The 26,303-nt window shown below is 72.3% G+C and carries 27 protein-coding genes and 1 pseudogene; 10 read left to right on the top strand and 18 right to left on the bottom strand.

What is annotated here, in order from left to right; translation table 11 throughout:
• Nucleotides 1-393: pseudogene (locus UK12_RS09010) on the bottom strand (hypothetical protein); the annotation flags it as partial.
• Entirely contained in the window at nucleotides 390-758 is a 369-nt protein-coding gene (locus tag UK12_RS09005; protein ID WP_045301532.1) for a BlaI/MecI/CopY family transcriptional regulator, read from the bottom strand. The pseudogene UK12_RS09010 and the gene UK12_RS09005, both read right to left, overlap by 4 nt.
• A gap of 122 nt (nucleotides 759-880) precedes the next feature.
• Here UK12_RS09005 and UK12_RS09000 point away from each other — a divergent pair, with 122 nt between their 5' ends.
• The 5 genes from UK12_RS09000 (at nucleotide 881) to UK12_RS08980 (ending at nucleotide 4,852) form a co-directional block, all read left to right on the top strand.
• Entirely contained in the window at nucleotides 881-1,522 is a 642-nt protein-coding gene (locus tag UK12_RS09000) for a DedA family protein (protein ID WP_231591105.1), read from the top strand.
• Nucleotides 1,519-2,172: a phosphatase PAP2 family protein gene (locus UK12_RS08995; RefSeq protein ID WP_045301530.1), complete on the top strand. Its 654-nt coding sequence runs from the start codon at nucleotides 1,519-1,521 to the stop codon at nucleotides 2,170-2,172. The genes UK12_RS09000 and UK12_RS08995 overlap by 4 nt, the downstream gene beginning before the upstream one ends.
• 214 nt (nucleotides 2,173-2,386) lie before the next feature.
• Entirely contained in the window at nucleotides 2,387-2,902 is a 516-nt protein-coding gene (locus UK12_RS08990) for a pyridoxamine 5'-phosphate oxidase family protein (protein ID WP_045301528.1), read from the top strand.
• 136 nt (nucleotides 2,903-3,038) lie between these two features.
• Nucleotides 3,039-4,160, top strand: coding sequence for a TIGR03364 family FAD-dependent oxidoreductase (locus UK12_RS08985; RefSeq protein WP_045301526.1), 1,122 nt, complete (start codon nucleotides 3,039-3,041; stop codon nucleotides 4,158-4,160).
• 11 nt (nucleotides 4,161-4,171) lie between these two features.
• Complete coding sequence (locus UK12_RS08980; RefSeq protein WP_045301524.1) at nucleotides 4,172-4,852, top strand: phosphonatase-like hydrolase; 681 nt, start codon at nucleotides 4,172-4,174, stop codon at nucleotides 4,850-4,852.
• A gap of 80 nt (nucleotides 4,853-4,932) precedes the next feature.
• Here the strand turns inward: UK12_RS08980 and UK12_RS08975 are convergent, their stop codons facing one another.
• The 5 genes from UK12_RS08975 to UK12_RS08955 form a co-directional block, all read right to left on the bottom strand.
• Nucleotides 4,933-5,142, bottom strand: coding sequence for a hypothetical protein (locus tag UK12_RS08975; RefSeq protein WP_045301522.1), 210 nt, complete (start codon nucleotides 5,140-5,142; stop codon nucleotides 4,933-4,935).
• Between the two features lie 96 nt (nucleotides 5,143-5,238).
• The gene (locus UK12_RS08970; RefSeq protein WP_045301521.1) at nucleotides 5,239-6,018 is read right to left on the bottom strand and encodes a class I SAM-dependent methyltransferase; all 780 of its coding nucleotides are present in this window, start codon (nucleotides 6,016-6,018) and stop codon (nucleotides 5,239-5,241) included.
• Nucleotides 6,019-6,055: 37 nt separating this feature from the next.
• Nucleotides 6,056-6,982 carry a nitroreductase/quinone reductase family protein gene (locus UK12_RS08965; protein ID WP_045301520.1) on the bottom strand — a complete coding sequence of 309 codons (927 nt, stop codon included), beginning with the start codon at nucleotides 6,980-6,982 and terminating at the stop codon, nucleotides 6,056-6,058.
• Between the two features lie 557 nt (nucleotides 6,983-7,539).
• Nucleotides 7,540-9,492 (bottom strand): phosphocholine-specific phospholipase C, encoded by a 1,953-nt coding sequence (locus UK12_RS08960; RefSeq protein ID WP_045301519.1) that lies wholly within the window; start codon nucleotides 9,490-9,492, stop codon nucleotides 7,540-7,542.
• Nucleotides 9,493-9,502: 10 nt separating this feature from the next.
• Complete coding sequence (locus UK12_RS08955) at nucleotides 9,503-10,927, bottom strand: endonuclease/exonuclease/phosphatase family protein (protein WP_045301518.1); 1,425 nt, start codon at nucleotides 10,925-10,927, stop codon at nucleotides 9,503-9,505.
• Nucleotides 10,928-11,166: 239 nt separating this feature from the next.
• Between UK12_RS08955 and UK12_RS08950 the strand changes: the two genes are divergently transcribed.
• The 3 genes from UK12_RS08950 to UK12_RS08940 all read left to right on the top strand — a co-directional run bounded on the left by UK12_RS08950 (nucleotide 11,167) and on the right by UK12_RS08940 (nucleotide 13,498).
• Nucleotides 11,167-11,523, top strand: a complete 357-nt coding sequence (locus tag UK12_RS08950; protein WP_045301517.1) for a WXG100 family type VII secretion target — start codon at nucleotides 11,167-11,169, stop codon at nucleotides 11,521-11,523.
• Nucleotides 11,524-11,579: 56 nt separating this feature from the next.
• Complete coding sequence (locus tag UK12_RS41055) at nucleotides 11,580-12,593, top strand: hypothetical protein (protein ID WP_052681729.1); 1,014 nt, start codon at nucleotides 11,580-11,582, stop codon at nucleotides 12,591-12,593.
• A gap of 95 nt (nucleotides 12,594-12,688) precedes the next feature.
• A complete protein-coding gene (locus tag UK12_RS08940) occupies nucleotides 12,689-13,498 on the top strand; it encodes a hypothetical protein (protein ID WP_045301515.1) in 810 nt (269 codons plus the stop codon).
• A gap of 72 nt (nucleotides 13,499-13,570) precedes the next feature.
• Here the strand turns inward: UK12_RS08940 and UK12_RS08935 are convergent, their stop codons facing one another.
• From UK12_RS08935 to UK12_RS08905, 7 genes are all read right to left on the bottom strand, one after another.
• Nucleotides 13,571-13,963, bottom strand: a complete 393-nt coding sequence (locus UK12_RS08935) for a peptidase inhibitor family I36 protein (protein WP_045301513.1) — start codon at nucleotides 13,961-13,963, stop codon at nucleotides 13,571-13,573.
• Between the two features lie 229 nt (nucleotides 13,964-14,192).
• A complete protein-coding gene (locus tag UK12_RS08930) occupies nucleotides 14,193-14,513 on the bottom strand; it encodes a DMT family transporter (protein WP_045301511.1) in 321 nt (106 codons plus the stop codon).
• Entirely contained in the window at nucleotides 14,513-15,217 is a 705-nt protein-coding gene (locus tag UK12_RS08925; protein WP_045301509.1) for an HAD family hydrolase, read from the bottom strand. The genes UK12_RS08930 and UK12_RS08925 overlap by 1 nt, the downstream gene beginning before the upstream one ends.
• Nucleotides 15,218-15,261: 44 nt before the next feature.
• A complete protein-coding gene (locus tag UK12_RS08920) occupies nucleotides 15,262-16,353 on the bottom strand; it encodes an ABC transporter ATP-binding protein (RefSeq protein ID WP_045301507.1) in 1,092 nt (363 codons plus the stop codon).
• 33 nt (nucleotides 16,354-16,386) lie between these two features.
• Complete coding sequence (locus tag UK12_RS08915; RefSeq protein WP_197084677.1) at nucleotides 16,387-17,208, bottom strand: ABC transporter permease; 822 nt, start codon at nucleotides 17,206-17,208, stop codon at nucleotides 16,387-16,389.
• Nucleotides 17,196-18,170, bottom strand: coding sequence for an ABC transporter permease (locus UK12_RS08910; RefSeq protein WP_045301505.1), 975 nt, complete (start codon nucleotides 18,168-18,170; stop codon nucleotides 17,196-17,198). Before UK12_RS08910 ends, UK12_RS08915 begins: the two co-directional genes overlap by 13 nt.
• Nucleotides 18,171-18,177: 7 nt before the next feature.
• On the bottom strand, nucleotides 18,178-19,350 hold the full coding sequence (locus UK12_RS08905; protein ID WP_045301504.1) for an ABC transporter substrate-binding protein: 1,173 nt from the start codon (nucleotides 19,348-19,350) through the stop codon (nucleotides 18,178-18,180).
• Nucleotides 19,351-19,631: 281 nt separating this feature from the next.
• On the opposite strand from UK12_RS08905, the gene UK12_RS08900 reads away from it, so the two are divergent.
• Nucleotides 19,632-20,417 carry a GntR family transcriptional regulator gene (locus UK12_RS08900; protein ID WP_197084676.1) on the top strand — a complete coding sequence of 262 codons (786 nt, stop codon included), beginning with the start codon at nucleotides 19,632-19,634 and terminating at the stop codon, nucleotides 20,415-20,417.
• A 212-nt stretch (nucleotides 20,418-20,629) separates the two neighbouring features.
• Here the strand turns inward: UK12_RS08900 and tmpA are convergent, their stop codons facing one another.
• The 3 genes from tmpA to UK12_RS08885 form a co-directional block, all read right to left on the bottom strand.
• Nucleotides 20,630-22,204, bottom strand: coding sequence for a 2-trimethylaminoethylphosphonate dioxygenase (gene tmpA, locus UK12_RS08895; protein ID WP_082119440.1), 1,575 nt, complete (start codon nucleotides 22,202-22,204; stop codon nucleotides 20,630-20,632).
• A gap of 154 nt (nucleotides 22,205-22,358) precedes the next feature.
• Nucleotides 22,359-23,288 carry a zinc-binding dehydrogenase gene (locus UK12_RS08890; RefSeq protein ID WP_045301500.1) on the bottom strand — a complete coding sequence of 310 codons (930 nt, stop codon included), beginning with the start codon at nucleotides 23,286-23,288 and terminating at the stop codon, nucleotides 22,359-22,361.
• 42 nt (nucleotides 23,289-23,330) lie between these two features.
• Nucleotides 23,331-23,744, bottom strand: a complete 414-nt coding sequence (locus UK12_RS08885) for a nuclear transport factor 2 family protein (protein WP_045301498.1) — start codon at nucleotides 23,742-23,744, stop codon at nucleotides 23,331-23,333.
• A gap of 141 nt (nucleotides 23,745-23,885) precedes the next feature.
• On the opposite strand from UK12_RS08885, the gene UK12_RS08880 reads away from it, so the two are divergent.
• Nucleotides 23,886-24,800, top strand: a complete 915-nt coding sequence (locus UK12_RS08880; protein ID WP_045301496.1) for a LysR family transcriptional regulator — start codon at nucleotides 23,886-23,888, stop codon at nucleotides 24,798-24,800.
• A 39-nt stretch (nucleotides 24,801-24,839) separates the two neighbouring features.
• On the opposite strand, the gene UK12_RS08875 is transcribed toward UK12_RS08880, so the two are convergent.
• Nucleotides 24,840-26,225, bottom strand: a complete 1,386-nt coding sequence (locus UK12_RS08875) for a DHA2 family efflux MFS transporter permease subunit (protein ID WP_052681728.1) — start codon at nucleotides 26,223-26,225, stop codon at nucleotides 24,840-24,842.
• Nucleotides 26,226-26,303 lie beyond the last annotated feature (78 nt).

Below are 26,303 nucleotides of genomic sequence, written 5' to 3'. Positions count from 1 at the left end.
GCCGTTCGCGGCCAGGTGGCCGGTGGTGCTGCGGGTGTGCCCCGCGTCCGCGGCGCTGCGCGCGCGGCGCAGGTCTGCGAGCTGGTGGTGCCCGGTGCGCAGCAGCAGGGTGGAGGCGGCCACCAGCAGCAGGGCGGCCGCGACCGCCGGGTAGGCGGAGGCGTCGGCCAGCCGGTGCGGCGCGAGGTGGCCGAGGGCGGCGACGGGCGGCAGGCGCAGCAGCCCGGTGAAGGCGAGCAGGCCGAGCGAGACGGCGGTGGCCCCGGCGGTGGTGACGGCGGTGCCGGCCAGGACCCAGGCGGCCAGGCGCGGGCTGAGCGCCTCGGCGACCCGGCGGGCGAGCGGGACGGCGAGGAAGGGCAGCAGCAGGGGCGCCCAGACGGCGACGATCACGAGGTCTCCCCGAGGAGCTCGCGGAGCAGGCGCTCGTCCTCGGCGGAGAGGTCGGAGACGAACCGGGCGAGCACGGTGGTGCGGTCGCCGCGGTCGAGCTCGCTGCGCATCCGGCGGGCGGCGAGTCCGGCCTGGTCCGCGACGGTGGGGGTGTAGGCGAAGGCCCTTCCGGCCTTGGTGCGTTCGACGGTGCCCTTGTCGTGCAGTCTGCCGAGGATGGTGGCGATGGTGGTTCTGGCCAACCCGTCGCCGAGGGCGGTCTGGACGTCCTGCGGGGTCAGCGGCCGCCCGGCGGACCAGAGCGCGGCGAGCACCTGGGCTTCCAGTTCTCCGGCACTGCGACGCGACTGCGTTCCGTCCGTCATGTCGCACACCCTCCGAGTTATCGTCTACAGTCCTGTCGACTGTCTACGTCATTGTAGACAGTCGGGCGCCCCCGCGCGGGGCCGCATCCCAACGTACGGGAGGTCCGCCAGCCTTGGTCCAGTTGTCCGCCCATCTCGCGGTGAATGTGCTCGACGCCTCGTCGCTGCTCTCCGCCTTCGGCGCCCTGGGTATCGCCGTCATCCTGTTCGCCGAGACCGGTCTGCTGGTCGGCTTCTTCCTCCCCGGCGACTCGCTGCTCTTCACCGCCGGGCTGCTCTGCGTGCCCGGTGCCACCTCGGGGCCGCAGCTGCACCTCGTCCAGGTGATCCCCGCCGCGGTCGCCGGAGCGCTGATCGGCGCCCAGGTGGGCTATGTCATCGGCCGCCGGGGCGGGCGGGCCCTGCTCGCCCGCAGCAACCGCAAGAGCCTGCGGCAGGGCGCCGAGCGGGCCGAGGAGCTGCTCGCCAAGTACGGCCACGGCAAGGCGATCGTGCTGGCCCGCTTCATCCCCGTCGTCCGCACGGTGCTCAACCCGCTCTGCGGGGTGCTCGACGTGCCTGCCGGGGTCTTCGTCCGCTGGCAGGTGCTCGGCGGCGCCGTCTGGGCGGTCGGCGTGGTGCTGGCCGGATACGGGCTCGGCTCGTCCGTGACCGGTATCGACCGGTATCTGCTGCCGATCATCGGTCTGGTAGTAGTTGTCTCCGTGATCCCAGTTGTTCTTGAAATCCTGCGAGCCCGACGATCCGGTGGTGCTGCCCAGTGACTCCGTCCTTCTTTCTGGCCTACGACGGCAGCGGCATCGACGGTGGCCTGTACACCGAGGTGATCGGGTGGGCGCACTCGTCGCCCAACTGGTTCGACCAGCTGGTCAAGGTCTGGTCGGCGGTCGGTCTCGGCCTGTTCGCGATCTTCATGGTCTACGGCTGGTGGAAGGCGCGCTCCGACGACTCCGCGGTGATGGCCAGGGTGCTGGCCTCGCCGCTGATCGTGATCGCGGCCTACGCGGTGAACTCCGGGCTGAAGAGCCTGGTCCAGGAGAACCGCCCCTGTCAGCAGATGCCCACCAGCGTCACCCTGGAGACCTGCCCGGTCGCCGGTGACTGGTCCTTCCCGAGCAACCACTCGGTGATCGCCTTCGCCGCCGCCACCGCGCTGCTCTTCGCCTACCGCCGACTCGGCTGGGTCGCCATGGTCTTCGCCGCCCTGATGGCCGCCTCGCGGGTCTGGGTCGGCGTGCACTACCCGCACGACGTCGCGGTGGGCGCACTGGTCGGCATCGTGGCCGGCATTCCGCTCGCGCTGCTGGCGGGCCGGCTGGCGCCGCTGGTGGACCGGCTGCGCAGCGGCCCGCTGGCCCCCGTCCTGGGCGCCGGGCGGGCGGTCCCGGCGATGGACTGGCAGCACCGCTACTGACCGATCGGCCGGACCCTCGGGTGCCCGGCTGCCGCCGAGAGCGGCCCCGCCCGCGCGGGTCCGGCACCGCTCGGTCCAGCTCCGCAGGACCCTTGTGCCGGGTGTCGCGCAGGGACAGCATGGTGAGCCGGGCAAGGGAGAACCCTTGCCCGGCTCAGTCGTTCCCGCCCCCTCGGTGGTGGGTGGCGAGCGGCCCGGCGGAGGGGGATGTCCGATGGCATACCGACTCGAGATCACCCAGGGCGACTGGCCCGCCGGGGAGTTCGCCAAGGGGGTCGAGGGGCTGCTGGCCGAGAGCATGGTCCTCACCCTCGCCACCGCGGCCCCGGAGTTCGGCCCGCACGCCAACCTCGCGTTCTTCGCCCACGACGAGGACCTGGTGCTGTACTTCGTCAGCGAGCGCTCCACCCGGCACAGCCGGTACCTGGCGGAGGAGGCGCGCGCCGCGGCCACCGTGTTCCTGCCCCCGCCGGTCTTCGGCGAGCAGCTGCGCGGCGTCCAGCTGACGGGCAGTGCGGGCGAGGCGTGGGGGCGGCAGGCCGAGGCGGCGCTGGCGGCGTACCGGCGGCGGTACCCGGCCTTCGCCGAGGACCCGGAGGTGCGGCAGCAGTTCCTCACCGGCGCCGGGGCGGCGGCGCTGTACCGGTTCCAGGTGGAGGAGCTGACGGCCGTGGACGAACCGCACTTCGGCCGGCGCAACTACCTGCGGGCGGCCGTGCTGCGCGGCTGAGGTCTCGCCGGCAGCCCCTGGCGGGAAGTTGGCTGTACAACTTAGGCTGCGTTGTATGTACAACTCTTGCGATCGGTTCATCTCCCCGCAGTCGGGAGAACACCTCGCCGACACTTCGGCGCCCAAGGCTGTCCGCATGAGAATCGTTGTCGTAGGAGCAGGCGTGCTCGGCACCATGCACGCCTGGCAGGCCGTGGAGCGCGGCCACGAGGTCGTCCACCTGGAGCGCGAGAGCGAGGCGCGCGGCGCCTCGGTACGCAACTTCGGCCTGGTCTGGGTCAGCGGCCGGGCCGCCGGTGAGGAGCTGGCGGTCGCCCAGCGCGCCCGCGACCTGTGGGCCGGGATCGGCGAGCGGGTCCCCGGCCTGCACTTCCGCCCCAACGGCTCGCTCACCATGGTCCGCACCGAGGCCGAACTGGCCGTCGCGGAGCAGGCGCTGACGCTGCCGGACGCCGAGGAGCGCGGCTACCGCCTGCTCGACGCCGCCGAGGCGCAGGCCAAGAACCCCGTGCTGCGCGGCAAGTACCTCGGCGCCCTGTGGTGCCCCAGGGACGCCGCCGTCGAACCCCGCCTGGCCCAGCCCGCGCTGCGCGCGGCGCTGGAGGCGACCGGCCGCTACACCTTCCTGCCCGGACGCGAGGTCCGTGAGGTGATCGGTGAGAACGCGGTGCGCGACGACCACGGCCAGGTGCACCAGGGCGACCTGGTCATCCTCTGCACCGGCGCCTGGCTCGGCGGCCTGGTGCGGGAGCTGGCACCCGAACTGCCCGTCCGCCGGGTGCGGCTGCAGATGATGCAGACCGACCCGCTGGACGAACCGCTCACCACCTCGGTGGCCGACGGCGACAGCTTCCGCTACTACCCGGCCTTCGCGGGCAGCGCCCTCGACCGGCTCAAGGCCGTCCAGCCGCAGCCGCCGGTCGCCGCCGAGCACAAGATGCAGCTACTGATGGTCCAGCGCAAGGACGGCGGCCTGACCATCGGCGACACCCACGAGTACGACCAGCCGTTCGGCTTCGACGTGGTCGAGGACCCGTACGAGCACCTGTCCGCCGTGGCCGAGGAGTTGCTCGGCCGGCCGCTGCCGCGCATCCGCCGCCGCTGGGCCGGGGTGTACGCGCAGACCGTCGACACCACCAGGGTCGTCCACCGCGAGCAGGTCAGGGACGGCGTCTGGCTGGTCACCGGACCGGGTGGCCGCGGTATGACCTGCTCCCCGGCGATCGCCGAGACCACCGCCCAACTCTGCAACCTGTAAAGGCACTTGTGATGACCACTACTGACATTCGGCTCGTCGTCCTGGACATGGCCGGCACCACCGTCGCCGACGACGGTCTGGTCGAGCAGGCGTTCCTGGCCGCCGCCGACAAGCTCGGCGTCGAGGCCGGCAGCGAGCGCCACCAGCAGATGCTCGACTACGTCCGGGCCACCATGGGCGAGTCCAAGATCTCCGTGTTCCGCCACCTGTTCGAGGACGAGGAGCGCGCACAGCGCGCCAACGTCGCCTTCGAGGCCGCCTACCACGACCTGATCGACGCCGGGCGCTGCGCCGCGCTCCCCGGCGCCGCCGAGGCGATCGGACAACTCCGTTCCAGCGGCCGCTCGGTCGTGCTCACCACCGGCTTCTCCCGGGCCACCCAGGACCGCATCCTCACCGCCCTCGGCTGGCAGGACATCGCCGACCTCACCCTCTGCCCCGCCGAGGCCGGCCGCGGACGCCCGTACCCCGACCTGGCGCTCACCGCGCTGCTGCGCACCCGGACCGACTCCGTCCGGCAGCTCGCGGTGGTCGGCGACACCGGGTACGACATGCTGACCGGCGTGCGCTCGGGCGCGAGCGTGGTGGCCGGTGTGCTGACCGGTGCCCACCGCGAGGACCGTCTGCGCGCCGACGGCGCCACCCACGTGCTCGGCTCGATCGCGGAGCTGCCCGCGCTGCTGGCGGGCTGAGGCCGTTCGAACCGTCCGGTCCGCCGTGCCTGCGCACGGCGGACCGGTCCGGGGGTGGGCGTTCCGGTCGGGTGGCCCGGTCAGTCGTGCTGCGGCCAGTCCCGCCAGACTCTGCCGTTCATCGGCAGCCAGCCGCGCCCGATGCACCACTGACAGGTCTCCGGCACCGTCCCGCTCCCGGTGGTGGTGCCGCGCACGCCGATGCGCACCCGGTAGCGCACCCCGTCGGCGCAGTACGGGCATGGCATCTTGAATGCCACGGACCTGGTTCGCTGCTGGCCTTCGCTCATACGCCCAGTATTCCTGCGGACCGGCCCCGGCACACGGAGCCGTCACCGACAAGGTGTCTGACAAGTCCTTGTACGGGTGGCACCAGGGGCTCTCCGCTACGCCGGGACCGCGCGCACGAGGACGAGCGAACCGTTGAGGTGGGGCTGCCGGCGCAGGTGGCCGTGCCGTTCGTCCCAGGCGCCGCTGAGCAGGTCGCGGCGGAGCAGATCGGTGTACTGCTCGCTCAGCGCCGGATCGACGAAGCTCCACGCCGAGCACGCCTGGCGGGCGCCGGGGTCGAGCAGGCGCTCGGGGCGGGCGTAGTACGCCTCGTTGAAGCCGTCGGTGCAGTCGGCCGGGATCGGGACGGGCCGGACCGTGACGTGGCCCCCGAGCGCCTCGGTGATGTCCTGGACCGTCGGATAGCGCCGCGCTTCGGTGTCCAGGACGAGCGGGGCGTACTCGTGGAGCCAGAAGTCCCGCACGAGCGCCGGGTCGCAGGTGAGGACGAGGACGGGACCGCGCGCCACCCGCCGCATCTCCCGCAGGCCGGCCTTGACGTCGCTCCACTGGTGCACGCTGAAGGTGGTCATCGCGGCGTCGAACTCGCCGTCGGCGAACGGCAGGTGCTCGGCCACGGCGTCCACGGCGGGCGGCAGGTGGGCCGGCCGCTGGTCGCGCATGGACGCCGACGGCTCCACGGCTGTCACCCGCAGGGTGGTGGACTCGTACGATCCGGCCCCGGCACCGACGTTGACCACCGTCCGGGCGTCGCCCAGGGCCTCGGCGATGACCGCCGCGATGCGCCGGTCAGGCTGCCGGTAGTCGGTGTAGCCGGTGCCGATCGTGCCGTAGTCCGCGTCTCCCGCGCTGCCGTCCGCTCTGCGTCCACTCATGATCCGAACCTACCGAATCCGTCAAGGATCCTGCCGGTCACCGGGGTTGGACCGGCGGGGCCGGGGGGAACGGGACCTGCGCCAGGACGGGGAGCAGCCACTCCTCCTCGTAGTCGAGATGCGCTGTCAGCTGTTCGGACATCCGGTCCAGTTCGGTGCGGAAGTGCCGGGGATCGGTGGTGGTGATGTCGGCCAGCAGGAGCAGCAGTTCCTCCTTGATCCGGCCGACCGCGAGGTGTTCGTCGCGGAGCCGGTCGAGGACATCGCGCAGGTGGGGGTGGTGATCCGCGAGCGTGGGGAAGATGTGCACGTCCTCACCGGTGTGGTGGAACGTCAGGGTGTCGCAGAACGCCAGGCAGTGCTGCCGGATCTGCAGTCCGAGGCCAGGCGGCGGTGGTTCGCCGGGCCCCTGGTGGGCCGCCCGCGCGGTGAGATGGGCGTCGGCTTCGGCGCGCACGTGCCGCAGCTGCGAACGCAGCCAGGTGTGGATCTCCAGGACCTTGTCGGCGAGCGTGGCGACCACGCGCGGCTGCGTGTCCGTCCCAGGGTCGGGGCGTTCCAGCACGACGACCGGCAGGACCCGGGTGGTGCGGGCCTGGTAGTCGGCGTATCCGGGGGCCACGCTCACCGCGTGCCGGAACAGCCGGTCGCGCCGGGCCCCCTCGGCGGGGACCGCGATCGCATCGAACACCTCGGTCCCGGTCTCCACCCGCACCGCGGGATGGGCGAGCAGGTTGTGGTACCAGTCGGGGTGGCTGGGCGCTCCGAGGTTGGAGCCGATGACGAGCAGCAGGTCGCCGTCGGGGACCTGGCGGACATAGCCGAGGGGCGTGGTGTGCGGCGCGCCGGTTCTGGCGCCGGTGGTGGTCAGCAGGAGCAGGTCGCCGCCCTCGAAGGGGCCGCCGACCTTTCCGCCGTTGGCTCGGAACTCCTCGATGACGTGCTGGTTGAAGGACGTGGGCATACGGTGTCGGGTCTCCAGATAGGCATGCGTCCGCGGTGACTGCATTGACGGCAGTGGCTGCGGTGACGGCGGTGACGGTGGACGGCGGAGCGGCGCGTGGCGCGCATCGGCCGCACGCGGTCCCTCGCCGGAGACGGACATCCGTCGGGCACACGCAGCCGCGGACGGCGGCACGGGGCACTGAGTCGCACGGCGGTGCCGGGCACGGCACGGGGCAGGGGACGGCGCGCGGAGGCGCTTACGTCAGCCGCAGGGTGCGAAGGATGAACTGAGGTGTGAACTCAAGGCGTGATCCTTGGTACGGGTGTTCGCCCGACTGCCGGCCGGCCCACTGCTCTTCGGCCGGCGTCACGCGACACGCGGACCATTACAGCCACCCGGTGGCTGGCTGTCAACGGGGAAGATCGACCGGCCGGGGCCACGGGGCCGGCGGAGCTCACCACCAGGTGGCCCGTTGCGCCAGGACCGGCCTCCGCCGATATGGCGGGGCCGGTCCTGGGCGGGGTTCCTTCGGAGGGGGCCGGACGTGAGCCCGGCCCCCCGCCGAAGGTGCGTGGTCAGTGCAGGGTGCCGGCGTAGCGGCGGGTGAAGCGGGTGCCGGTGGCTGCGGTCACCGTGACGTCGTAACGGCCCTTGTCCAGCGGCCAGTTGATGGTGGCGTGGGACTTGGCGGCGACCCAGACGGTCCGGGCGGTGCCCGCGAAGTCGTTCGGGGCGGCGGTGAAGGAGACCTCCGTGCACCCGTCGTTGACGAGGTGGAGCGCGAGGCCGGAGTTGGTCAGGGTGGCCTTGACCGAGGGGACGGCTATGTCCTCCTGGTCCGCCCGGACGACGCTGCCCGCGAAGCGGCGGACGAAGCCGTCCGGGCCGTGCACGGTGAAGTCGTAGCGGCCGTCGGTGGCGGTCGCGTCCCAGGTGTAGCTGCCGGTCGCGCCGGGGGCGACCGTGTACGGGGTGCCCGCGAAGGCGTACACGATGTTGGGGTAGACGGTGTAGGGGAACGCCACCGAACCGGAGTTGGTGAGGGTGCAGGTGACGGTCCCGGTCGAGCGGTCGACCACCGCGTCGGCGGACGGCCGGTACGGCAGCTTGCGGTGCGGACGGGTGCCCGACTCCTGGGCGGGCAGCGCCTGGGTGCCGGTCGCGGGCAGCACGACCGCCGGGAGCGAGGCGCCCGCGTCCGCCTTGGCCATCAGCGCGACGGTGTCCGGCAGCGCCGGGATCGAGTAGTCGGGCTTGCTGAAGTCGAAGCAGCTGGTCAGGTCGCCGCAGACGGACCGGCGCCAGGCGGAGATGTTGGGCTCCTGGACGCCGGTCACCACCTCCAGGAAGCGCAGCACCGAGGTGTGGTCGAACACCTGCGAGTTGACCCAGCCGCCGCGCGACCACGGCGACGCCACCCACAGCGGCACCCGGTTGCCGAGCCCGATCGCCCGCCCCTGGGTGTACTCCTCCGGGGTGCCCGGCTCGGGGGTCGGCGGGACGACGTGGTCGAAGTAGCCGTCGTTCTCGTCGTACATCACCAGGAACACCGTGTGCTGCCACACGTCCGGGTTGGACATCAGCGACTGGAGTGCGGTGTTGACCCAGTGCGCGCCGTAGTCCGGGCTGGCGTTGGGGTGTTCGCAGAACAGGTACGGCGCCACCAGCCAGGAGACGGTCGGCAGCGAGCCGTCCTTGCAGTGCTGGTCGAAGGCGGTGAGGTCCCACTTGGTCATCGCGTTGATGTAACGCGGGTCGGTGGCGGGGAAGTTGTGGAACTGCTTGAAGTACGACAGCGCGTTGTCGTCGTAGTCGCCGGTCCGCTCGTCCTCGCTCGGGTTGTGGTAGACCCGCCAGCTCACCCCGGCGGACTGGAGCCGCTCGGCATAGGTGGTCCAGTCCGCCACCGGGTTGTTGGTGACCGGGGTGTTGTCGATCCACGGGCCGGTCGTGCCGTCGCGGCCGGGGCCCGAGGTACCCGTCCAGAGGTAGAGCCGGTTGGGGTCGGTCGGACCGGCGAGCGAGCAGAAGTACGCGTCGCAGAGCGTGAAGGCGTCGGCCAGGGCGTACTGGTAGGGGATGTCGGCGCGGGTGAAGTACCCCATGGTGCGCTCGCCCTTGGCGGCGATCCACTTGTTCATCGCGCCGTTGTTGATCGCCTGGTGGCCGGTGGCCCAGTCGTGGGCGAGCCCGCCGGCGTTCTGCGCGTTGTACTTGGTGGTGTCCATCCGGTACGGCAGCATCACCCCGCCGTCGCTGCGCCCGGCGTCCGGCTGGCGGAACACGTTGCCGCCGTCCGGGAACTGCAGCGCCTGCCGGTCGCCGAAGCCCCGGACGCCGTTCAGCGTGCCGAAGTAGTGGTCGAAGCTGCGGTTCTCCTGCATCAGGATCACCACGTGCTTCACGTCCTTGACGCTGTGCGAGGCGCGCGAGGCGGCGGCGGAGGCTGCCGACGGCAGGCCGGCCAGGGCGGCTGCGCCCGCGGCCGCGGTGGCGCCGACGAAGGTGCGGCGGCTGAACTGGGTCATGGCTGGCCTCTCAGAGGGTGAAGGTGGCGACGGCGGCGGCGGTGTCGGACGGCCACTCGTTGGCGGTGGTGCCCGGGTCGGCCTGCGGCCAGCCGACGGCCAGGGTGTGGGCCTCGACCAGGGCGAGCCGGCCCGCGTACTGGACCTGGTCGATCCGGTCCTGCGGTTCCGCCTTGCTGCCGCGCACCTTGCGGACCGGCGACCAGGTGTTGCCGGGCGAGGCCGCCGGGTCGGGGTGGGCGGCGCGGTGGGCGTCGGTCAGCCCGGCGGCCTGGAGTGCCACCGTGACCGGCCAGTTGAGCGGGCCGACCCCGCCGTGCGAGGCGGCGGTCGCCGCCGTCCAGTCCAGGTGCGAGGGGGAGGAGAGCTCGGCGGCCAGGATCACCGGGGTGCGGGCCGCGATGTCCGCCTTGACCGCCGCGGCCAGCGCCTTCGCCTGCTGCCCCCGGGTGGAGGCCGCCTCCGCCGTCTCGACCTGGGCGGCGCTCGCGCCGTCCTGCACCGCGTACGGGCCGTAGTTCGCCTCGTCCAGGTGCGCGGCCCACAGCCGTACGGTGCGAGCCCCCGGGAGCTGGACGGTGACGGCGGCGGCGGGCAGCGCGGCGGTGGTGCCGGTGACGGCGGTCAGCGGGTAGCGGCTGAGAATGCCGAGGCTGCCCGCGCTCTGGTACGCGTACCAGCCGAGTGCGGTGGCCAGCGACTGGGCCGCCGTGCCGGCGGTCTCCTGGAGCGCCAGCACGTCCAGGCCCTGGCTGAGGATCGTGCGCAGCTGCTTCTCCACGCCGTCGGTGACGTGCGTACCCGCGTCCCACAGGTTCCAGCTGGCCACCTTGAGCCGCAGCGGGGCGGCGGCGGCCCGGACCGGCACCTGCACGGTGACGGTGTCCACCGAACCGGAGCCGTCCTTCACCTCGACCGTGATGATGCCGGGGTGGGCGGGGGCGCTCTTCGGCGCGGTGCCGGTGACGGTGCCGTCCGCACCGACGGCCAGCCAGGAGTCCCCGCCGGTGCGGCGGTAGGTGACCGTACCCGTGCCGTGCATCCACAGGCCGCTCAGCTTCACGCTGACCGCCGCGCCCGGTGCCACCCGACCGGCCGTCAGCGCGTCCACCGCCAGGTGGCCGCGGACCGGCGCCGGCTTCGGCTTGAAGCTGAACGGAGCCGTCTGGGCCAGGATTCCGTAGCCGTCCTTGGCCAGCAGGTACGCGGTGTAGGGCCCGCCGGTCAGCGCCGAGGCGTCCAGCTGGACGTCGCCGGAGTCCCCGGCCGTGTACTTCCACAGCAGTGAGGAGCCGGTGCCCGGCTGCCGGGTGCCGTCGTAGATCCCGACCCAGTTCTTGGGGTCGGAAGCGTCGGTGGTCCAGTGGAAGGTGAGCTTGTCGCCTTCGGTCGGGCTCGTCGGCGTGCTGAGGGCGAGGGTGGATCCAGTCGCCACGGAGATCCTGTCCGCCGCGCCAACACCGGCGCGGCTGAGTCGAGTTGGCTGTACAACTGACCCCATTCACTCTAAGCGTGGCGGACTTCGCATGAACAGGGCATGACGGCCGGTCGGGAGAATGCGGAACTCGGCCGCAGGCCGGTATGTTCCGGGGCGTGCGAGGGTCTCCCCGAAGCGGTTTTCGGTCCGCTAGCCTCTTGACGCGGTATCAGCGAACAAAGTATGGGGGAGTTGGGATGAGTTTCCTCGGAGACGCCTGGAGCGATGCCAAGGACCTGGCCGGTGACGTCGTCAAGGTCGGCGAGGACATCGTCATGGCACCGGCGGAGATCGCGCACTGGGCGCTGACCCAGATGTTCGGCGGCGGCGAGGCGGACCTGCACAAGATAGCGAACGAACTGTCCGGGCTGAGCAAGCAGATGGACGGGCTGTCCAAGGAGATCAGCGGCGCCCTGGGGCGGCTCACCTGGCACGGTCCGGCGTCCGACGCCTTCGTCGGCTACGCGCAGGGGCGGGTGGGTGAGATGAACACGGTCGCCGACGACCTGGCCTCGCTGGGCACGTCGGTCGACCGCCTGGCGAACGCCTACTGAGTCCGCGGACTCTCTCCAGCACCGCACGGAAGAATCTACGGGGGTATCGGCCTGACATGGCAAACGACCAGTTCGGCTATCAGATGCAGGAACTCGCCAAGATCGAGCAGGACTGGCGCTCGGTCAGTGAGCGGATGGAGCAGCTGAACCAGCAGCTCGGGCAGATCACGCAGACGCTGGCCAGGGCGACGGCGGTCGACCTGGCGTCGAGCGCCTTCGCCGGCATCCCGGGCTTCGGGATCGCCTTCCAGGTGCTCGACGACGTGAAGCAGATCGAGGCCGCGACCAAGAAGCTGCAGGCCGACAAGGAGCGGCTGACCAAGCAGATCGCCGAGGGCGCGGCGCGGATGAAGGCGGTCAAGGCCGAGTACGAGGCGGCCGAGAAGAAGATCGAGGAAGACCTCAAGCGGCAGCAGCACCCGACTCCGCCGCCCGCGCCCCCGAAGCCGCAGCCGTCTCCCGGGGGAACCGGGGGCCACGGCGGCGGTTCCGGCGGTCACGGTGGCGGCCACGGCGGTGGCTCGGGCGGTCACGACGGCGGCTCGGGCGGCGGTGACGGCGGTGACGACGGCGGCCACGGAACCGCGGACGGCCACGTGAGCACCGCCAGCAAGATCCCGGTCTCGGACGTGACCTACGGCGGCGCCGGAACCTTCAAGAGCGGCAAGGCGGCCACCGAGGACTACATCAACCAGGCGCTGGACAAGATGGGCATCACCGACCCGCAGGCGCGGGCCAACTGGATACGCGGCATGCTCACCATCGCCTCGCGCGAGTCCACCTACAACGCGCCGCACTCGCAGGTCAACACCTGGGACACCAACGCCCATGGGGCGAGGATGGCGGACGGCGCGCCCGCCGAGTGCTCCCGCGGTGGCTGGCAGTGCATACCGAGCACCTTCGCCGCGTACCACCAGCCCGGGACGTCGACCGACATCTACGACCCGGTCGCCAACTGCGCCGCGTCCATGAACTACGTCATGAGCAGGTACCACGTGTCGCCCGACGGCTCGAACCTCGCCGCCAAGGTCCAGCAGGCCGACCCCGACCGGCCGGCGAAGGGCTACTGACGGTCCCGCGCGGCAACGCCGCCGCCCGGTACCGGCACCGGCGTTGCCGCACCCTCCCGAGTTCTCCGACACACACCCGAGGAAGAGTCATCCCCGTGTCCCGCTCCACCACCCTCACCGCCGCCGCCGTACTGCTCGCCGCCCTCGGCTCGCTGACCGCCTGCGGTCCCGCCGACGACCCGGCCCCGGCGTCCGGTTCGTCCGTCGCGGCTCCGGCACCGGCCAAGAGTGCGGCCGACTCCCCGGCGGCGTCGCCGTCCGGGGCCGCCAAGCCCGCACCGTCCGCGCCCGCGACCGCCGGTGCCAACCCGGCCACCGGCGTGCCGGCTTCGGCGTGGACGGCCTCGAACGGCATCCCGATGGCCGCCCAGTACCACTGGGGCGCCCTGGCCGGGGCGGCGCAGGCCGTGAACAACCCGAAGTTCGAGTTCGAGCAGCTCTGCATGTCGGCCCGCGACCCCTCGAACGACCTCGCCGACTGGAAGGGGCCCGCGGCGCGGTCGCACCTCGCCGCCCCCGGCCAGGACTACGCGGACTGGCAGGTCCAGCAGACGGTCGTCCACTTCCCCGGGACCAGCAGCGGCGGAGCGCAGCTGGCGAACGCGCTCTTCCAGGGGCTGTCGGACGAGCTGAACGCCTGCGGCCGGAGCACGAAGGGCGCGCAGGTGAAGGTGACCGGCACCGGCGGCGACAACGGGAACAGCAACCTGGCCGCGACCGTCACCGTCCCTGAGACGAGCGGCGGCTCCTACACCCTGCACCAGTACCTGTCCCTGACCGGCCGCACGGTGACCGAGCTGGCCCTCTGGTCGGACCACCCGGCGCACCCGTGGTCGGCGCCCGCGGACGCGGAGGTCCTCAAGGCGCTGGAGTCCCCGCTCTGCTCGTCGTTCAAGGACTGCTGACACCGGCGCACGGCCGCCGGGGCGGGCGGGATGCCTTCTCGCCCGCCCCGGCGGCCGGTTCGCGGTCGGGGATCAGCCGCAGTCGGAGGTGAGCGAGCCCACCCGGCTGCCGTCCAGCTCGTGGTCGCCGAAGTCGGAGACCTCCTGCTCGTCGCCCTCGAACTGCGGCAGGTCGTTGAGGCGGACGATGCAGCCGAAGTCGTCGGGCAGCGGGTTGCGGGCCGACTGCGGGTAGATGGGCGGCTCGATGCCGTCCTGGTCGGGGAACTGGAAGCCCTCCTGCGTCACCTGCGCATCCTCGGCGAAGAGCAGTCGACCGGTCTGGTGCGGCCCCTCCCACAGGCAGAAGTAGCCCTCCTTGCACTGCTTCGCTGCGTGGTCGGCATAGGTGCCGGACGCGGTGGTCGCCGCAAGCCCGAAGGTGGCCGTGGCCACGACGGCGAGGCGGATGACGCGATGACGCATGGAGACTCCGTTCATCAAGGGGATGCCAGGAGAAGTCGGTCGGCTACCAAATGTTATCGTCTGACTACTCCTTGTGCGGAGCATTCCGGAGGGGAAGTCGAAAAGGGGCGCGGGGAACCTGGCGGCAGGTCCGCAGTCGAGCTGCGAACCGTGCGCGCAGGTTCCCCGCGCCCCTCGGGCAGTGTCCAGATGCTCCGCCGGCCGGCGGGCCCTCTCAGTGGCTCCCGCCTCAGTGGCTCCCGCGCAGGTTGAGCACCACGACCCCGATGATGATCAGGGCGATGCCCAACCACTGGGCGCGGCCCAGCTGTTCGCCGAAGGCGACGATGCCGATGGCCGCGACGGCGGCGGTGCCCGCACCGGACCAGACCGCGTACGCGATGGAGACCGGGATGTGTTTCAGGGCCCGGCCCAGCAGCAGGAAGGACAGCGCGTAGCCGATGCCGACGCCGATGCTGGGCCAGAGCTTGGTGAAGCCCTCGGTCAGCTTGAGGCAGCTGGTGGCGCAGACCTCACTGGTGATGGCGAGGGCGAGCAGCAGGTACGGCATCAGGCCGGGTGCTGCTCGGCGGGCGCGGCGGCCGGCCCGGCGGCGAGCCGGCCGAGCAGGGCGAGGTCGGCCTGCTCCAGGCTCTCCAGCAGGGTTATCCGCTCGGCGGCCGCGATCGGCACGGCGGACGGTACCGCCAGGACGTTGCAGCCCGCCGCGTGCGCGGAGGCGACGCCGGTCGGGGTGTCCTCGACGGCGACGCAGGCGGCCGGGTCGAGGCCGAGCCGGTCGGCGGCGGCGAGGTAGGGGGCCGGGTCGGGCTTGGTGCGCTCGGTGTCCTCGGCGGCCAGGGTGATGGTGAACCACTGGCTGCCGAGCGAGGAGAGCACCAGGTCGACCACCCGGCGCGGCGAGGCGGAGACCAGCGCGGTGGGCACGGCCGCGTCCCGCAGCTCGGTCAGCAGCGCCAGGGCGCCCGGCCGCGGGACGACCTCGGCGGCGACCTTGCTGCTGAAGGACTCGTTGAGCCGTGCGGCGAGTTCGGCCTCGGCCCGGTCGGTGCCGCTGGTGCGGTGCAGGTGGGCGGCGGTGTGCTCGACCGGGCGGCCGAGTACCTCGGGCAGGTCGTCGTCGGTCAGGGTGACCTTCAGCTCGGCGGCGAGCTCGGCGGCGGCCTGCCACCAGAGGTGCTCGGTGTCGACCAGGGTGCCGTCCATGTCGAACAGGACGGCGGCGGGGCCGGGCGGGACGGGGGAGTCAGGCATGGCGGTACCTTCGGTGTTCATGAGACGTGACGGTTGACGAGATGTCAGGCAGTGGCAACCCGCCGGTCGACCAGGACCGGGCGCTCCGGCAGCGTGACCTCCGCGGTGCTGCCGACCGGCAGCGCGGCCGCCGCCTCGGTGGGCAGGTCGGACTTGATCTCGGTGCCGTCGGCGAGCCGGACGGTGAGCCGGGTGACACTGCCGAGGAAGGACGCGGACACCACCAGTGCCCGTCCGTTCGCGGTCGGGACCAGACCGACGTTCTCCGGGCGGACCAGGACGTCCAGCGCGCCGTCGGCGGGGAGCTCGCCGTCCACCTCGTGGCGGCGGCCGAGCACCTCGACGCCGTCGCCGGAGCGCTCGCCCGGGATGCGGCTCATGGTGCCGACGAACTCGGCGACGAAGGCGGTGGCCGGACGGGCGTAGAGCTCGGAGGGGGTGCTGCACTGCTCCAGGCGGCCCGCGCGCAGGACGGCGACGCGGTCGGCCATCGACAGCGCCTCCTCCTGGTCGTGGGTGACGAACAGGGTGGTGATGCCGAGCTCCTGCTGCAGGCGGCGGATCTCCTCGCGCAGGCTGAGCCGGACCTTGGCGTCCAGTGCCGAGAGCGGCTCGTCCAGCAGCAGGACGCGCGGCTTCAGCGCCAGGGCGCGGGCGAGCGCGACACGCTGCTGCTGGCCGCCGGACATCTGGTGCGGGTAGTGCCCGGCGCGCTGCGGCAGGCCGACCAGCTCCAGCAGTTCCTGGGCGCGGTTGCGGCGCTCGGTCTTGGAGGTGCCGCGCATCCGCATGCCGAAGGCGACGTTGTCGAGCGCGGTCAGGTGCGGGAAGAGGCTGTAGGACTGGAACACCATGCCCGCGTCGCGCTTGTGCGCGGGGATCCGGGTGATGTCCTCGCCGTCGACCAGCACCTCGCCGGAGTCGTGGGTCTCGAACCCGGCCAGGATCCGCAGCGCGGTGGTCTTGCCGCAGCCGGACGGTCCGAGCAGGGCGAGCAGTTCGCCGGGGCGGACGGTCAGGTCGAGGCCGTCCAGGGCGGTGGTGGCCCCGAACCGGCGGCGCAGCGAACGGAATTCGACGGTCGCGCCGCCGGTGACGACAGACGCACCGGAGGCGGGGGCGGTAACCGTGCTCATGGGGGGTGACTCCTGGAAATGACGTGGGGCGGGTCAGGAACGCGCGGACTTGCGGCCGCGGCCGACGGCGGACATCAGCAGCAGCACGACCCAGACGATCAGCAGGCTCAGGATCGAGACCGCGACCGACATCTGGCCGTCGCTCTTGCCGTTGGAGCTGATCCACACCGAGAAGGGGGCGAAACCGAGGATCGAGGCGGTGGTGAACTCGCCGAGCACCAGGGCGACGGTGAGCACGGCGGCGTTCAGCAGCGCGCTGCGCAGGTTGGGCAGGACCACGGTGAACACCGCGCGCGCCCAGCCGGCACCGCAGTTGCGGGCGGCCTCGACCAGGGTGACGACGTCCACGCCGCGCAGTCCGGCGTCCAGCGCCCGGTAGGCGAAGGGCAGGGCCATCAGCACGTAGGCGATCACCAGGACGATCGGGAAGCTCGGGTCCTGGATGGCCACGATGGTCTGGAACAGCGGGGTGTCGGACAGGTAGTCCGGGCCCCAGCGCAGGACGCCGACGATGCCGGTGGTGAGCGCGACCACCGGGACGACCAGCGGCAGCGAGCAGATCACCTCGATCACCGGGCGCAGCTTCGGCGCGCCGAGCCGGGCGGCGAGCAGCGCGGGCACCAGCAGGAGCAGCAGGACCGCCACGGTGACCCCGGCGAGTTCCAGGCTCAGGGTGAGGCTGTCCATGAAGCCGGGGGCGTTCAGCAGGTCGGTGTACGCCCGGAAGGTGGTGCCGCCCTTGGAGTCGTCGATGCTGAAGATCACCGAGGCGGCCATCGGCACCGCGAAGTAGACACCGCAGACGAGCAGCACCAGGCCGCGTCCGAAGCGGATTTTCGAGATCAGGCTAGCCACTTGGCACTCCGGCGCTGAAGGGGCAGGTAGATCGCCATCACCAGGCAGGCGACCACGATCATGTCGAGGCCGAGCGCCAGCGCCAGGTTGCCCTGGCCGACCAGCACGTTGCCGGAGAGCGCGTCGCCGATCTGCATCGAGATCAGCGGTACCGAACTGCCGACCATGGCCTCGGCGGTGGCGTAGGCGGCGAAGGAGGCGCCGAAGAGCAGCACGAACCCGCCGAGCAGCGAGGGCAGCAGCACCGGCAGTGCGACGTGCCGCCAGTACTGGAGCACGGTCGCGCCGTTGTTGGAGGCGGCCTCGCGCCACTGCACCCGCAGACCCTCCAGGGCCGGGGTGATGGTGAGGATCATCAGCGGTACCAGGAAGTACAGGTAGACCACCGAGAGGCCGGAGAAGGTGTAGAGGTTCCAGCCGTGCTTGGTGAGGCCGAGCTTCTGGGTCACCTCGCCGGAGTTGCCGAGCGTGGCGACGAACATGAAGGCCAGCGGCACACCGCCGAAGTTGGCCAGCACGCCGGAGCCCGAGAGCACCGCCTCGCGGAACATCCGGAACCGGGAGGTGAGCACCGCCTGCGCCAGCGGCAGGCCGACCACGGTGCCGATCAGCGCGGTCAGCAGCGAGAGCTTGATGCTGCCGAACAGCGCCGTCCAGTAGGCACCCTGGAGCGAGTCGGTGAGGTTGGCGGTGGTGAACGTGCCACCGCCGTCGGGGGAGTCGGTCGAGGTGGTGAACGCGCCGATGGTGATCGCGACGGTCGGCAGACCGAAGCCGACCACGAAGAACAGCAGCAGCGGGAGGGCGGCCAGCCACGCGCGGCTGCCGCCACGGCTGCGGCGGGCCGGGCGGGGGGCCGAGCTGGCGGCCCGGGATTCGGGGGTAGCGGTGCCGGGGGCCCCCGCGCCGCCGCCGAGATCGGCGGCGGCGGGGGTCGGCACCGGGGTGGGAGCCGTAGTCATGGTCAGGTCAGCCCGCGATCGCCTTGGACCAGTTCTCGGTCACGGTCTTCTTGGCCGCGTCCGTCTGCGCCTGGGTCGGGAAGGTGGTGAACGGCTTGGTGACCGGCGGAAGCTTGGCGGCGGCCGCGCTGTCCAGGGTGCCGGCGGTCTTCATGGCGTCGAACAGGACCGGGCTGGCGTAGCCGCCCAGGAAGCCGTTCTGGCCCTCGGCGCTGTAGAGGTACTCCTCCCACAGCCGCGCGGCGGCCGGGTGCGGGGCCCACTTGTTGACCGCCTGGTTGTAGTACTGGGCGTAGGAGCCGTCCGCGGGGATGGCGACCTTCCAGTCGATGCCCTTGTCCTTGAACTTGTCGGTGTAACCCGCGTTCAGGTAGGACCAGTCGACGGTGATCGGGGTCTCGCCCTTCTCGATCGTCGCCGGGGTCACCTCGACCGGGTTGAAGTTGCCGGCCTGCTTCAGCTTGCCGAAGAAGTCGATGCCCGGCTGGATGTTGTCCAGCGAACCGCCGTTGGCGAGCGAGGCGGCGTACACCGCGCCGAAGGCGGCACCGGCCTTGGTCGGGTTGCCGTTCAGCGCGACCATGCCCTTGTAGTCGGGCTTCAGCAGGTCGGCGAAGGTCTGCGGGCAGGCACTGACCTTCTTGGCGTCGCAGCCGATCGACATGTAGCCGCCGTAGTCGTTGTAGGACAGGCCGTTGGCGTCCTTCATGGTGGCCGGGATCTTGTCGAAGTCGGCGACCTTGTACGGGGCGAGCAGGCCCTGGCTGCCGGCGCTGATCGCGAAGGCGCTGCCCAGGTCGACCACGTCGGGGGCGCGGTCCTGGCTCTTGCGGGAGGAGATCGCGTTGATCTCGTCCTGGCTGGAGCCGTCCGGGTTCTCGTCCTCGATGTCGATCCCGTACTTGGCCTTGAAGCCGTCCATCAGCTTGCCGTAGTTCGCCCAGTCCTTGGGCAGCGTGATGACGTGCAGCTTGCCCTCCTTCTTGGCGGCGGCGACCAGGGCGTCCATCCCGCCGAAGTCGGCGGCGGAGGTGGCGTCCTTGGCGGCCTTGCCACCCGGCTGCGCGGCCTCGCCGGACTTCGCGGCGGTCGAACCGGCCGACCCACAGGCGGTGAGGGAGAGCGCGGCGGCAGTCAGCACAGCCGCGAAGGCGGCGGCACGGGCACGGTGCAACGTCACGGAAAGTTCTCCTGACAGGGAGGGGGAGAGGCAAGCTGGGGGATGAGCGGTGGGGAGGTGTCGGAGGACTCAAGGTCAAGTTGGCTAGGCAACTCTTCCCCGACGTCGGTAAGTACGCCGGAGTCCGGTGACGGGAAGGTGAACGGACGGCCCAGCTCAGGGGGCGGCTACAGGAACGGTGGAATCCGGACCGCCGCGCAGTGATCAGCAGCGGCTACAGTCGGTGGCGTCCGCGCTGCACCCGTGCGCTGGACGCCGCCCCAGGAGGGACATTGACACACGTGGCACAGGACCCCGCGCACACCGTGGCCGCCGACCGGGCCGCCGGAGCGCTCTACCGCCAGGTGGCCTCCGACCTGCGCGAGGCGATCACCTCGGGCTCGTACGGCCAGTCCGGACGCCTGCCCGCCGAAGGCGCGCTCGCCGAGCAGTACGGCGTCTCCCGGGGCACCGTCCGGCAGGCGCTCGCCCTGCTGCGCGCGGACGGACTGGTCACCTCGCGGCGCGGTACCCGCCGGGTGGTGCTCGGCAACGCCCGCGTGCAGAGCTTCTCCGAACTGCTCAGCTTCACCCACTGGGCCCGCTCGATGGGCGAGGAGCCCGGCGGCCGGCTGGAGTCGCTGACCCGCCGTCCGGCCGACGCCGCCGAACGCGAGCAGCTGCGCCTCGCACCCGGCACCGAGGTGTACGTCACGCTCCGGGTGCGCACCCTGTCCGGTACCCCCGTGATGGTGGAGCGCACCGTCTACCCGCCGCTGGTCGGCGAGCTGGTGGCCCAACTTCCGGCCGACGTGGTCTCGCACACCGAACCGCTGCGCGAGCACGGCATCCTGTTCAGCGATGCCGACCACACCATCGACGTGGTGGCCGCCAACGCGGACGACGCCCGCCTGCTCGGCTGCCGCCGGGGCAGCCCGCTGCTCCGCGAACGCCGCCGCACCACCGACCCCACCGGCACCCCCGTCGAGTGGTCCCAGGACCGCTACCTCCCCGGCACGGTCGCCTTCAGCGTCCACAACTCCCTTGCCGCCTCGGCACTCTCCCGCCACGCCCGCGACAACGACTGACCCCGCAGCGACAAGGCCGAATCTCCCAGGGCAATCGGGTTCAACACCAGGGGCGCGGGGAATTGCGCGCTGCGGAAGGCGACCACCTCCAGCCGGGCCCGTCGGGCCAGTTGCACCTCATTACCCATGGATGGGCGGTGCACCTTGCCCTCCGCAGGAGCCGTGCGGCGCCGTGCCTTCCGTCTCGCGCAGTTCCCCGCGCCCCTGAGGGGCTACCCGATCATCAGGAGTTCGAGCAGCGGGCGGAAGTGGGTGTAGGGCGGGGTCGGGGCGTCCGCGACCTTGGCCTGGTCGTCCCAGCGGCGGACGGCCACCGCGTTCTCGGCGCCCGGAAGGGCGGCGAAGGCGGCGGCCTCCTGGGCGTCCATCGGGCCGCCCTGCACCTGGAGGGTGTACTCGGAGGCCTCCGACAGCCCCGCCCGGTAGTCGGGCTCCACCGCGCACAGGTAGCGCTTCGCCGCCACGTGCAGCCGGATCGGCTCGGTCACCTCGGGGCCGAACCACTGCGCCAGCCAGTCCGCGCCGGTGTGGCTGTGCCGGTTGTCCTGCCCCTGCATCAACTCCAGTCCGGATCCCCCGAAGTGGCCCACGTCGTGCAGCAGCGCCGCCGCCACCAGGTGTGCGGGCGCCCCCGCCGCCTCGGCCAGAGCGCCCGCCTGCAGCATGTGTTCGGCCATCGTCACGGCCTCGCCCAGGTACTCGCCCAGCCCCTCGCCCGCGAACAGCTGCTCCAGCGTCTCCAGCCCGGCCGCCCGCCGGTCGAGCACGGCGAGCGTGGAGGTGAGCGAGTCCAGATCGGCGTAGCAGCCCTGGAGGTGGCGGTGGCCGTCCTGCTCGAAGGCCGTACGGGCGTGCAGCAGCCGCACGTTGTCGAAGATCAGGCAGTCGCCGGGCTCCAGCCGGAAGGTCAGCTGCAGCTCCGGCCGCAGCGTGATCTCCGCGAAGCGCCGGTACGCGGCGTAGAAGGCGTCCAGCTGCTCGGCGGGAAGCCGCAGTGTCCCGATCGACCGGTTGTTGAACCGCACCTCGCGGACCCGTCCCAGCCCGTCCACCTCGATCAGCGGCCGCTCGGCCCGCAGTTCGGTGGCGCGGTCGCGGAAGACGAACGGCACCGGCGTGCGGGTCAGCACGGCGAAGTCCTCGGGGGCCTCCGCGCGCAGGACGGCCGCCGCCTTGAAGCCGTCCACCAGGCCGGAGTCACCGCCGGCGGAGTCGTTGCGCAGGCAGTGCAGCAGCTGGAGGGTGGGCACCGGGTCGCGGTACGGGTTGTCGGTGTGCGGCGCGATGGCCGCGCTGGTGAACGCCAGGTTGTTCGGGTCCGGCTCGACCCGGACGTCGAACAGCTCGCCGTAGTTGGTCTCCCGGACGTACCCGAAGCTGCGGGCCACCGCCAGCACCTGCCGCTCCGCCACCGGCACCCCGCGCAGCACCGCGAACCCGGACCGCCGCACCGCCGCCAGCACGGCCGCCCGCTCCGTCGGGTCGGCCAGGTAGGCGCCCCAGTCGGCTTCGGGCAGCCCGGCGGCGAAGTCCTCGGCGGCCCAGAGCCGCTTGTCCTGCTCGGTCCGGCCGTCTCCCGTGCCGGCCTGCGTCAGCCACTCCACCGGGTAGGCCGACCGGTGCCCGTCCGACCAGCGCACCGCCAGTACGCCGGCCTCCGTCACCTGGTCGGCGATGGCCAGGTCCGCGGGCAGGTCGGTGATCTGGAACAGCTTCTGCCCGTTGCGCGGGTCGCGGCACTCGGTGCAGGGGCAGTTGTCGCGCAGCCAGTACGCGGAAAGCGGCATCGGGATCTCCTCCTCGGATCGCGTCAAGTTGTATAGCCAACTTGACGTCGCGCACGACCCTGCCGAGCCGGGGTGAGGGTCGGGCGACGGCCGGATGGCCGCGACACGAACAGCAGTGGACCCGTGGGCGCCGCAGCCGGCGCCGACCCGCTCGTCACCCTACGGTCAGCACCGCGTTGCCCCGCACCCGGCGGCCGCGCAGATCGGCGATGACGTCGGCGGTCCGGGACCAGTCGCGGACCGAGCCGATCTCCGGATGCAGCCGCCCCCCGGCCACCAGCCGGACCAGGGCGGCGAGATCGTCGCCGTAGTCCGCGCCGGACGCGGTGTAGTCGAAGTGCGCGATCCGGGCCTGCGCCGGGCCCTTGAAGAAGTCGAAGAAGTCGAGGGTCACGGGCGCGCCGCCGGCCTGGCCGAACCAGACCAGCAGTCCGCCGGGCGCGGTCCGGGCGAGCGCGGCCGCCAGCGACGGGCCGCCGACCGACTCCAGCACGATCTCGAACGGCCCACGGGCCCGCGCCGCCGAGGTCACCACCTCGACCGCGCCGAGTTCCAGCAGCCGGGCGCCGCGTCCGGGGCTCGCGCTGACTGCCGTGACCGCCGCCCCCGAGGCGGCCGCCAGCTCGGTCAGGTAGTGGCCGACACCGCCGCTCGCCCCCGTGAGCAGCACCCGCCGGGCGGCGACCGGACCGGCCGCGCGGAGCAGCCGCAGTGCGGTGATCCCGGCGAGCGGGAGCGCGGCGGCGGTCACCGAGTCGATGCTGTCCGGCAGTTCGGCGACGCTCCGGGTGGGGACGGCGACCCGTTCGGCCCACCCGTACGCGGGCGGGTGGGCCACCACGCGGGTGCCGACGGCGGGCCCGCTGCCGTCGGCGGCGGCCCGGACGACCCGGCCGGCCACGTCCTTGCCGGGCCGCCAGTCTGGCCGGGGCCGGCCCAGCACCCCGTCGAGCTGGAGGGTCTCGCCCCGGTTGACCGAGTACGCCTCCACGGCGACCACCAACTCGTCCTCGGCGGGCACGGGTTCGGCGGCCTCGCCGAGCAGTACCGGCTTGCCGTCGGGCCCGGGCAGTGCGGCCTTCATCGCTCTCCTCCTCTTGTGGGGCGTCTCTTGTGGGGCGTCGGCTCAGACGAAGACGACGTTCTTGGCGTGCAGGGTGTCGAAGTACTCGCGGACGGCGGTGATCCGCCCGTCGCGGACGGTGAAGACGGCCAGGCAGTGCTGGTCGTACCGGCCGCCGGACCTGGCCAGGCCCCGGGTGTTCCACTCCGCCAGTACCTGGTCGCCGTCGCCGATCAGGCCCTCGAACTCGAACTCCATCGACTCCGGCACCAGCCGGGAGAGCATCGAGGGGATGAACTCGTCGAGGATCTCGTCCGGCCCGGTCCAGGTCCGCGACAGCGGCAGGTCGCCCGCGAGCCGCCAGGTCACGTCCGGCGCGAAGAAGCCGCGCAGGGCGGCGAAGTCCCCCGTGGTCAGGGTGTTCATGTACGCCAGGACGACGGCCTTGCTGGCTGCGGTGAGGTCTTCGGTGGTCATGTCCCGGGCCCTTCTCGTGGTCTGTTGTTCCGGTCCTCGAACCCTAGGAAGAGCAGCCCGCCGGAGGGAAAGACCTGTTCCGAACCGGATCAGAACGAAACGGCATTACGGCAGGTCAGATCGGGTCGTAGACTGCCGGGCATGTCTGAACTGCGCCGCCTGCGGTACTTCCTGGCCGTCGCCGGGGAGCGGAACTTCACCAGAGCGGCCGAGCGGCTGCACGTCGCCCAGCCCGCACTGAGCCGCCAGATCCGGCAGCTGGAGGCCGAGTTGGGCGTGCGCCTGCTGGAGCGCAGCACCCACTCGGTCGAACCGACCGAGGCCGGTCGGCTGCTGATGGACCGCGGGGCCGCCCTGTGCGACGAGGCGGACCGGCTCTGGCGCGACGTCCGGGGCTTCGCCGGGGGCGAGCAGGGCGCGCTGTCCGTCGGCTACAGCACCAGTACCGGGTACGAGACCGCCCCCGCCCTGCTGGCGGCGCTGGCCGAGCGGCACCCCGGCATCGCCGTGACCACCCGTCTGCTGCCGACGGCCGAGATCGTGGCGGGTGTCGCCGACGGCACACTCGACGCGGGGCTGGTGCGCTGTCCGCCGCCCGCACCCGAGCTGGTGCGGACGCTGCTCCGGCTGGAGCCGCAGGGCGTCCTGATGCGCGAGGGCCATCCGCTCGCGGACGGTCCGTACGTCGACGTCGCCGCGCTGGCCGGTGAGACCCTGCTCGTCCACCACCGGGAGGCCAACCCCGGCCACTACGACGCGATCATGGACCTCTTCGCCGAGCCGGAGCGGGCCCCGAGGCTGCTGCTGCGGCAGCTCTCGTTCGACGCCGCGCACACCCCGGTGGCGCGCGGCGAGGCGGTCTCGGTCGTCGGGCGGTCCGCCGTGCACGGCCTGCCGGCCGGGCTGGTGTGGCGGCCGCTGGCCCCCGTCGCCACCATCGAGATCCACCTGCTCACCCGGGGGCGGCCCGGCCGCCCCGCCCTCGCACGGCTGCTGCGGGTCGCCACCGACACGGCCCACACAGGCGGCTGGCTCCGCTCGCCGGACACGGCCTGACCTCAAGTCCCCCTTCCCGCCCCCGGTTCCGCGAGGTGCTCAGACGGGGCGGCGGCGGGGCAGCAGCAGGGCGGGCAGCAGGGCCAGCGCCATCAGCGCGACCGCCCAGCCGTAGGTGTGGCGGAAGGCGTCGGCCGGGTGCGGCGCGGTCCTCAGTGCATCGGTCAGCAGGACGGACATCAGCGCGGTGCCGGTGGAGGCGGCGACCTGCTGCAGGATGGTGACCGCCGTGGTGGCCAGCGGCACCTCCTCGGGGGCGACGCTGCGGGTGGCGGCGGCGATGGTGGGCATCATGGTCAGCCCGACGCCGACGCCCATCACCGTCAGGGCGGCCTGGAGGTGCCAGAAGGGTACGTCCCCGGTGACCTGGACGCTGAAGCAGAGGAAGCCGGTGGTGGCGAGGCTCACGCCGGTCAGCACGATCCGGCCCGGCGGGTGGCGGTCGATCAGCCGCCCGGCGAACTGCATGGTCACCCCGGTGGCCACGGCCTGCGGGATGCCCAGCAGGCCGGAGTGGGCGGCGTTCTGACCGCGCAGTCCCTGGTAGTACAGCGGCAGCAGGATCAGCGAGCCGAAGTAGGCGCAGACGAAGAGCAGCTGGGCCCCGGCCGCGGCCGCGAACGGGCGCCGGGCGAGCAGCCTGAGGTCCAGCAGTGGGTGGTCCGTGGTCAGTGCGCGGACGATGAAGCCCAGCACCATGGCGGCACCGACCAGCATCGGGGGTGTGGACCCGCCGCTGGTGAGCCCGTAGATCAGCACGGCCAGTCCGGGGGAGAGCAGCAGCAGGCCCAGCAGGTCCAGCCGGCGGCCCGGCCGCGGCGTCTCCCGGGGCAGGATCCGGGCCGCGAGCAGGATGGCGACGGCCGCGACGGGCGGGTTGATGAAGAAGATCCAGCGCCAGGAGGCTGCGTCCAGCAGGGCCCCGCCCAGGATGGGGCCGGCCAGCGGGCCGATCAGCACGGGCAGGCCGAGCACGCTCATCGCCCGGCCGGTCCGCTCGGGCCCGGCGGCTCTGAGCACCAGGGTCATCCCCACGGGTGTGAGCATTCCGCCGCCCAGCCCCTGGAGCACCCGGAAGACGATCAGGGTCTCGGTGTTCCAGGCCAGCCCGGCCAGGGCGGAACCGGCTCCGAAGAGGGCGAGGGCAATCTGGTACAGCCGTTTGGCGCCGAGCCGGCCGACCGCCCAGGCGGTGATCGGGATGACGGTGGCCAGGGCGAGGGTGTAGCCGGTGGCGACCCACTGGATGGTGGTGAGCGGCGCGTCGAAGCTCTGCCCGAGGTCGTGCATCGCCGTGTTGACGGCGGTGGTGTCCAGCACGCTCATGAACGCGCCGAGGACGACGACCAGGGCGGTGGGCTTCAGGGCCGCACCGCCGGTCGGCCGTAGGCCGATCCGGGTACGCGAGGTGGCACTGGTGCTCATGGCGCTCACCCCGCTCGGAGTCGGTAGGGCCGGTCGGCGTGAGCCTGCCGCAACACCCGCTCTCACCAGGTCAGTTGG

It is taken from the genome of Saccharothrix sp. ST-888 (assembly GCF_000955975.1).
Lineage (GTDB): Bacteria > Actinomycetota > Actinomycetes > Streptomycetales > Streptomycetaceae > Kitasatospora.
This window is presented reverse-complemented; position numbering and strand designations above follow the sequence as displayed.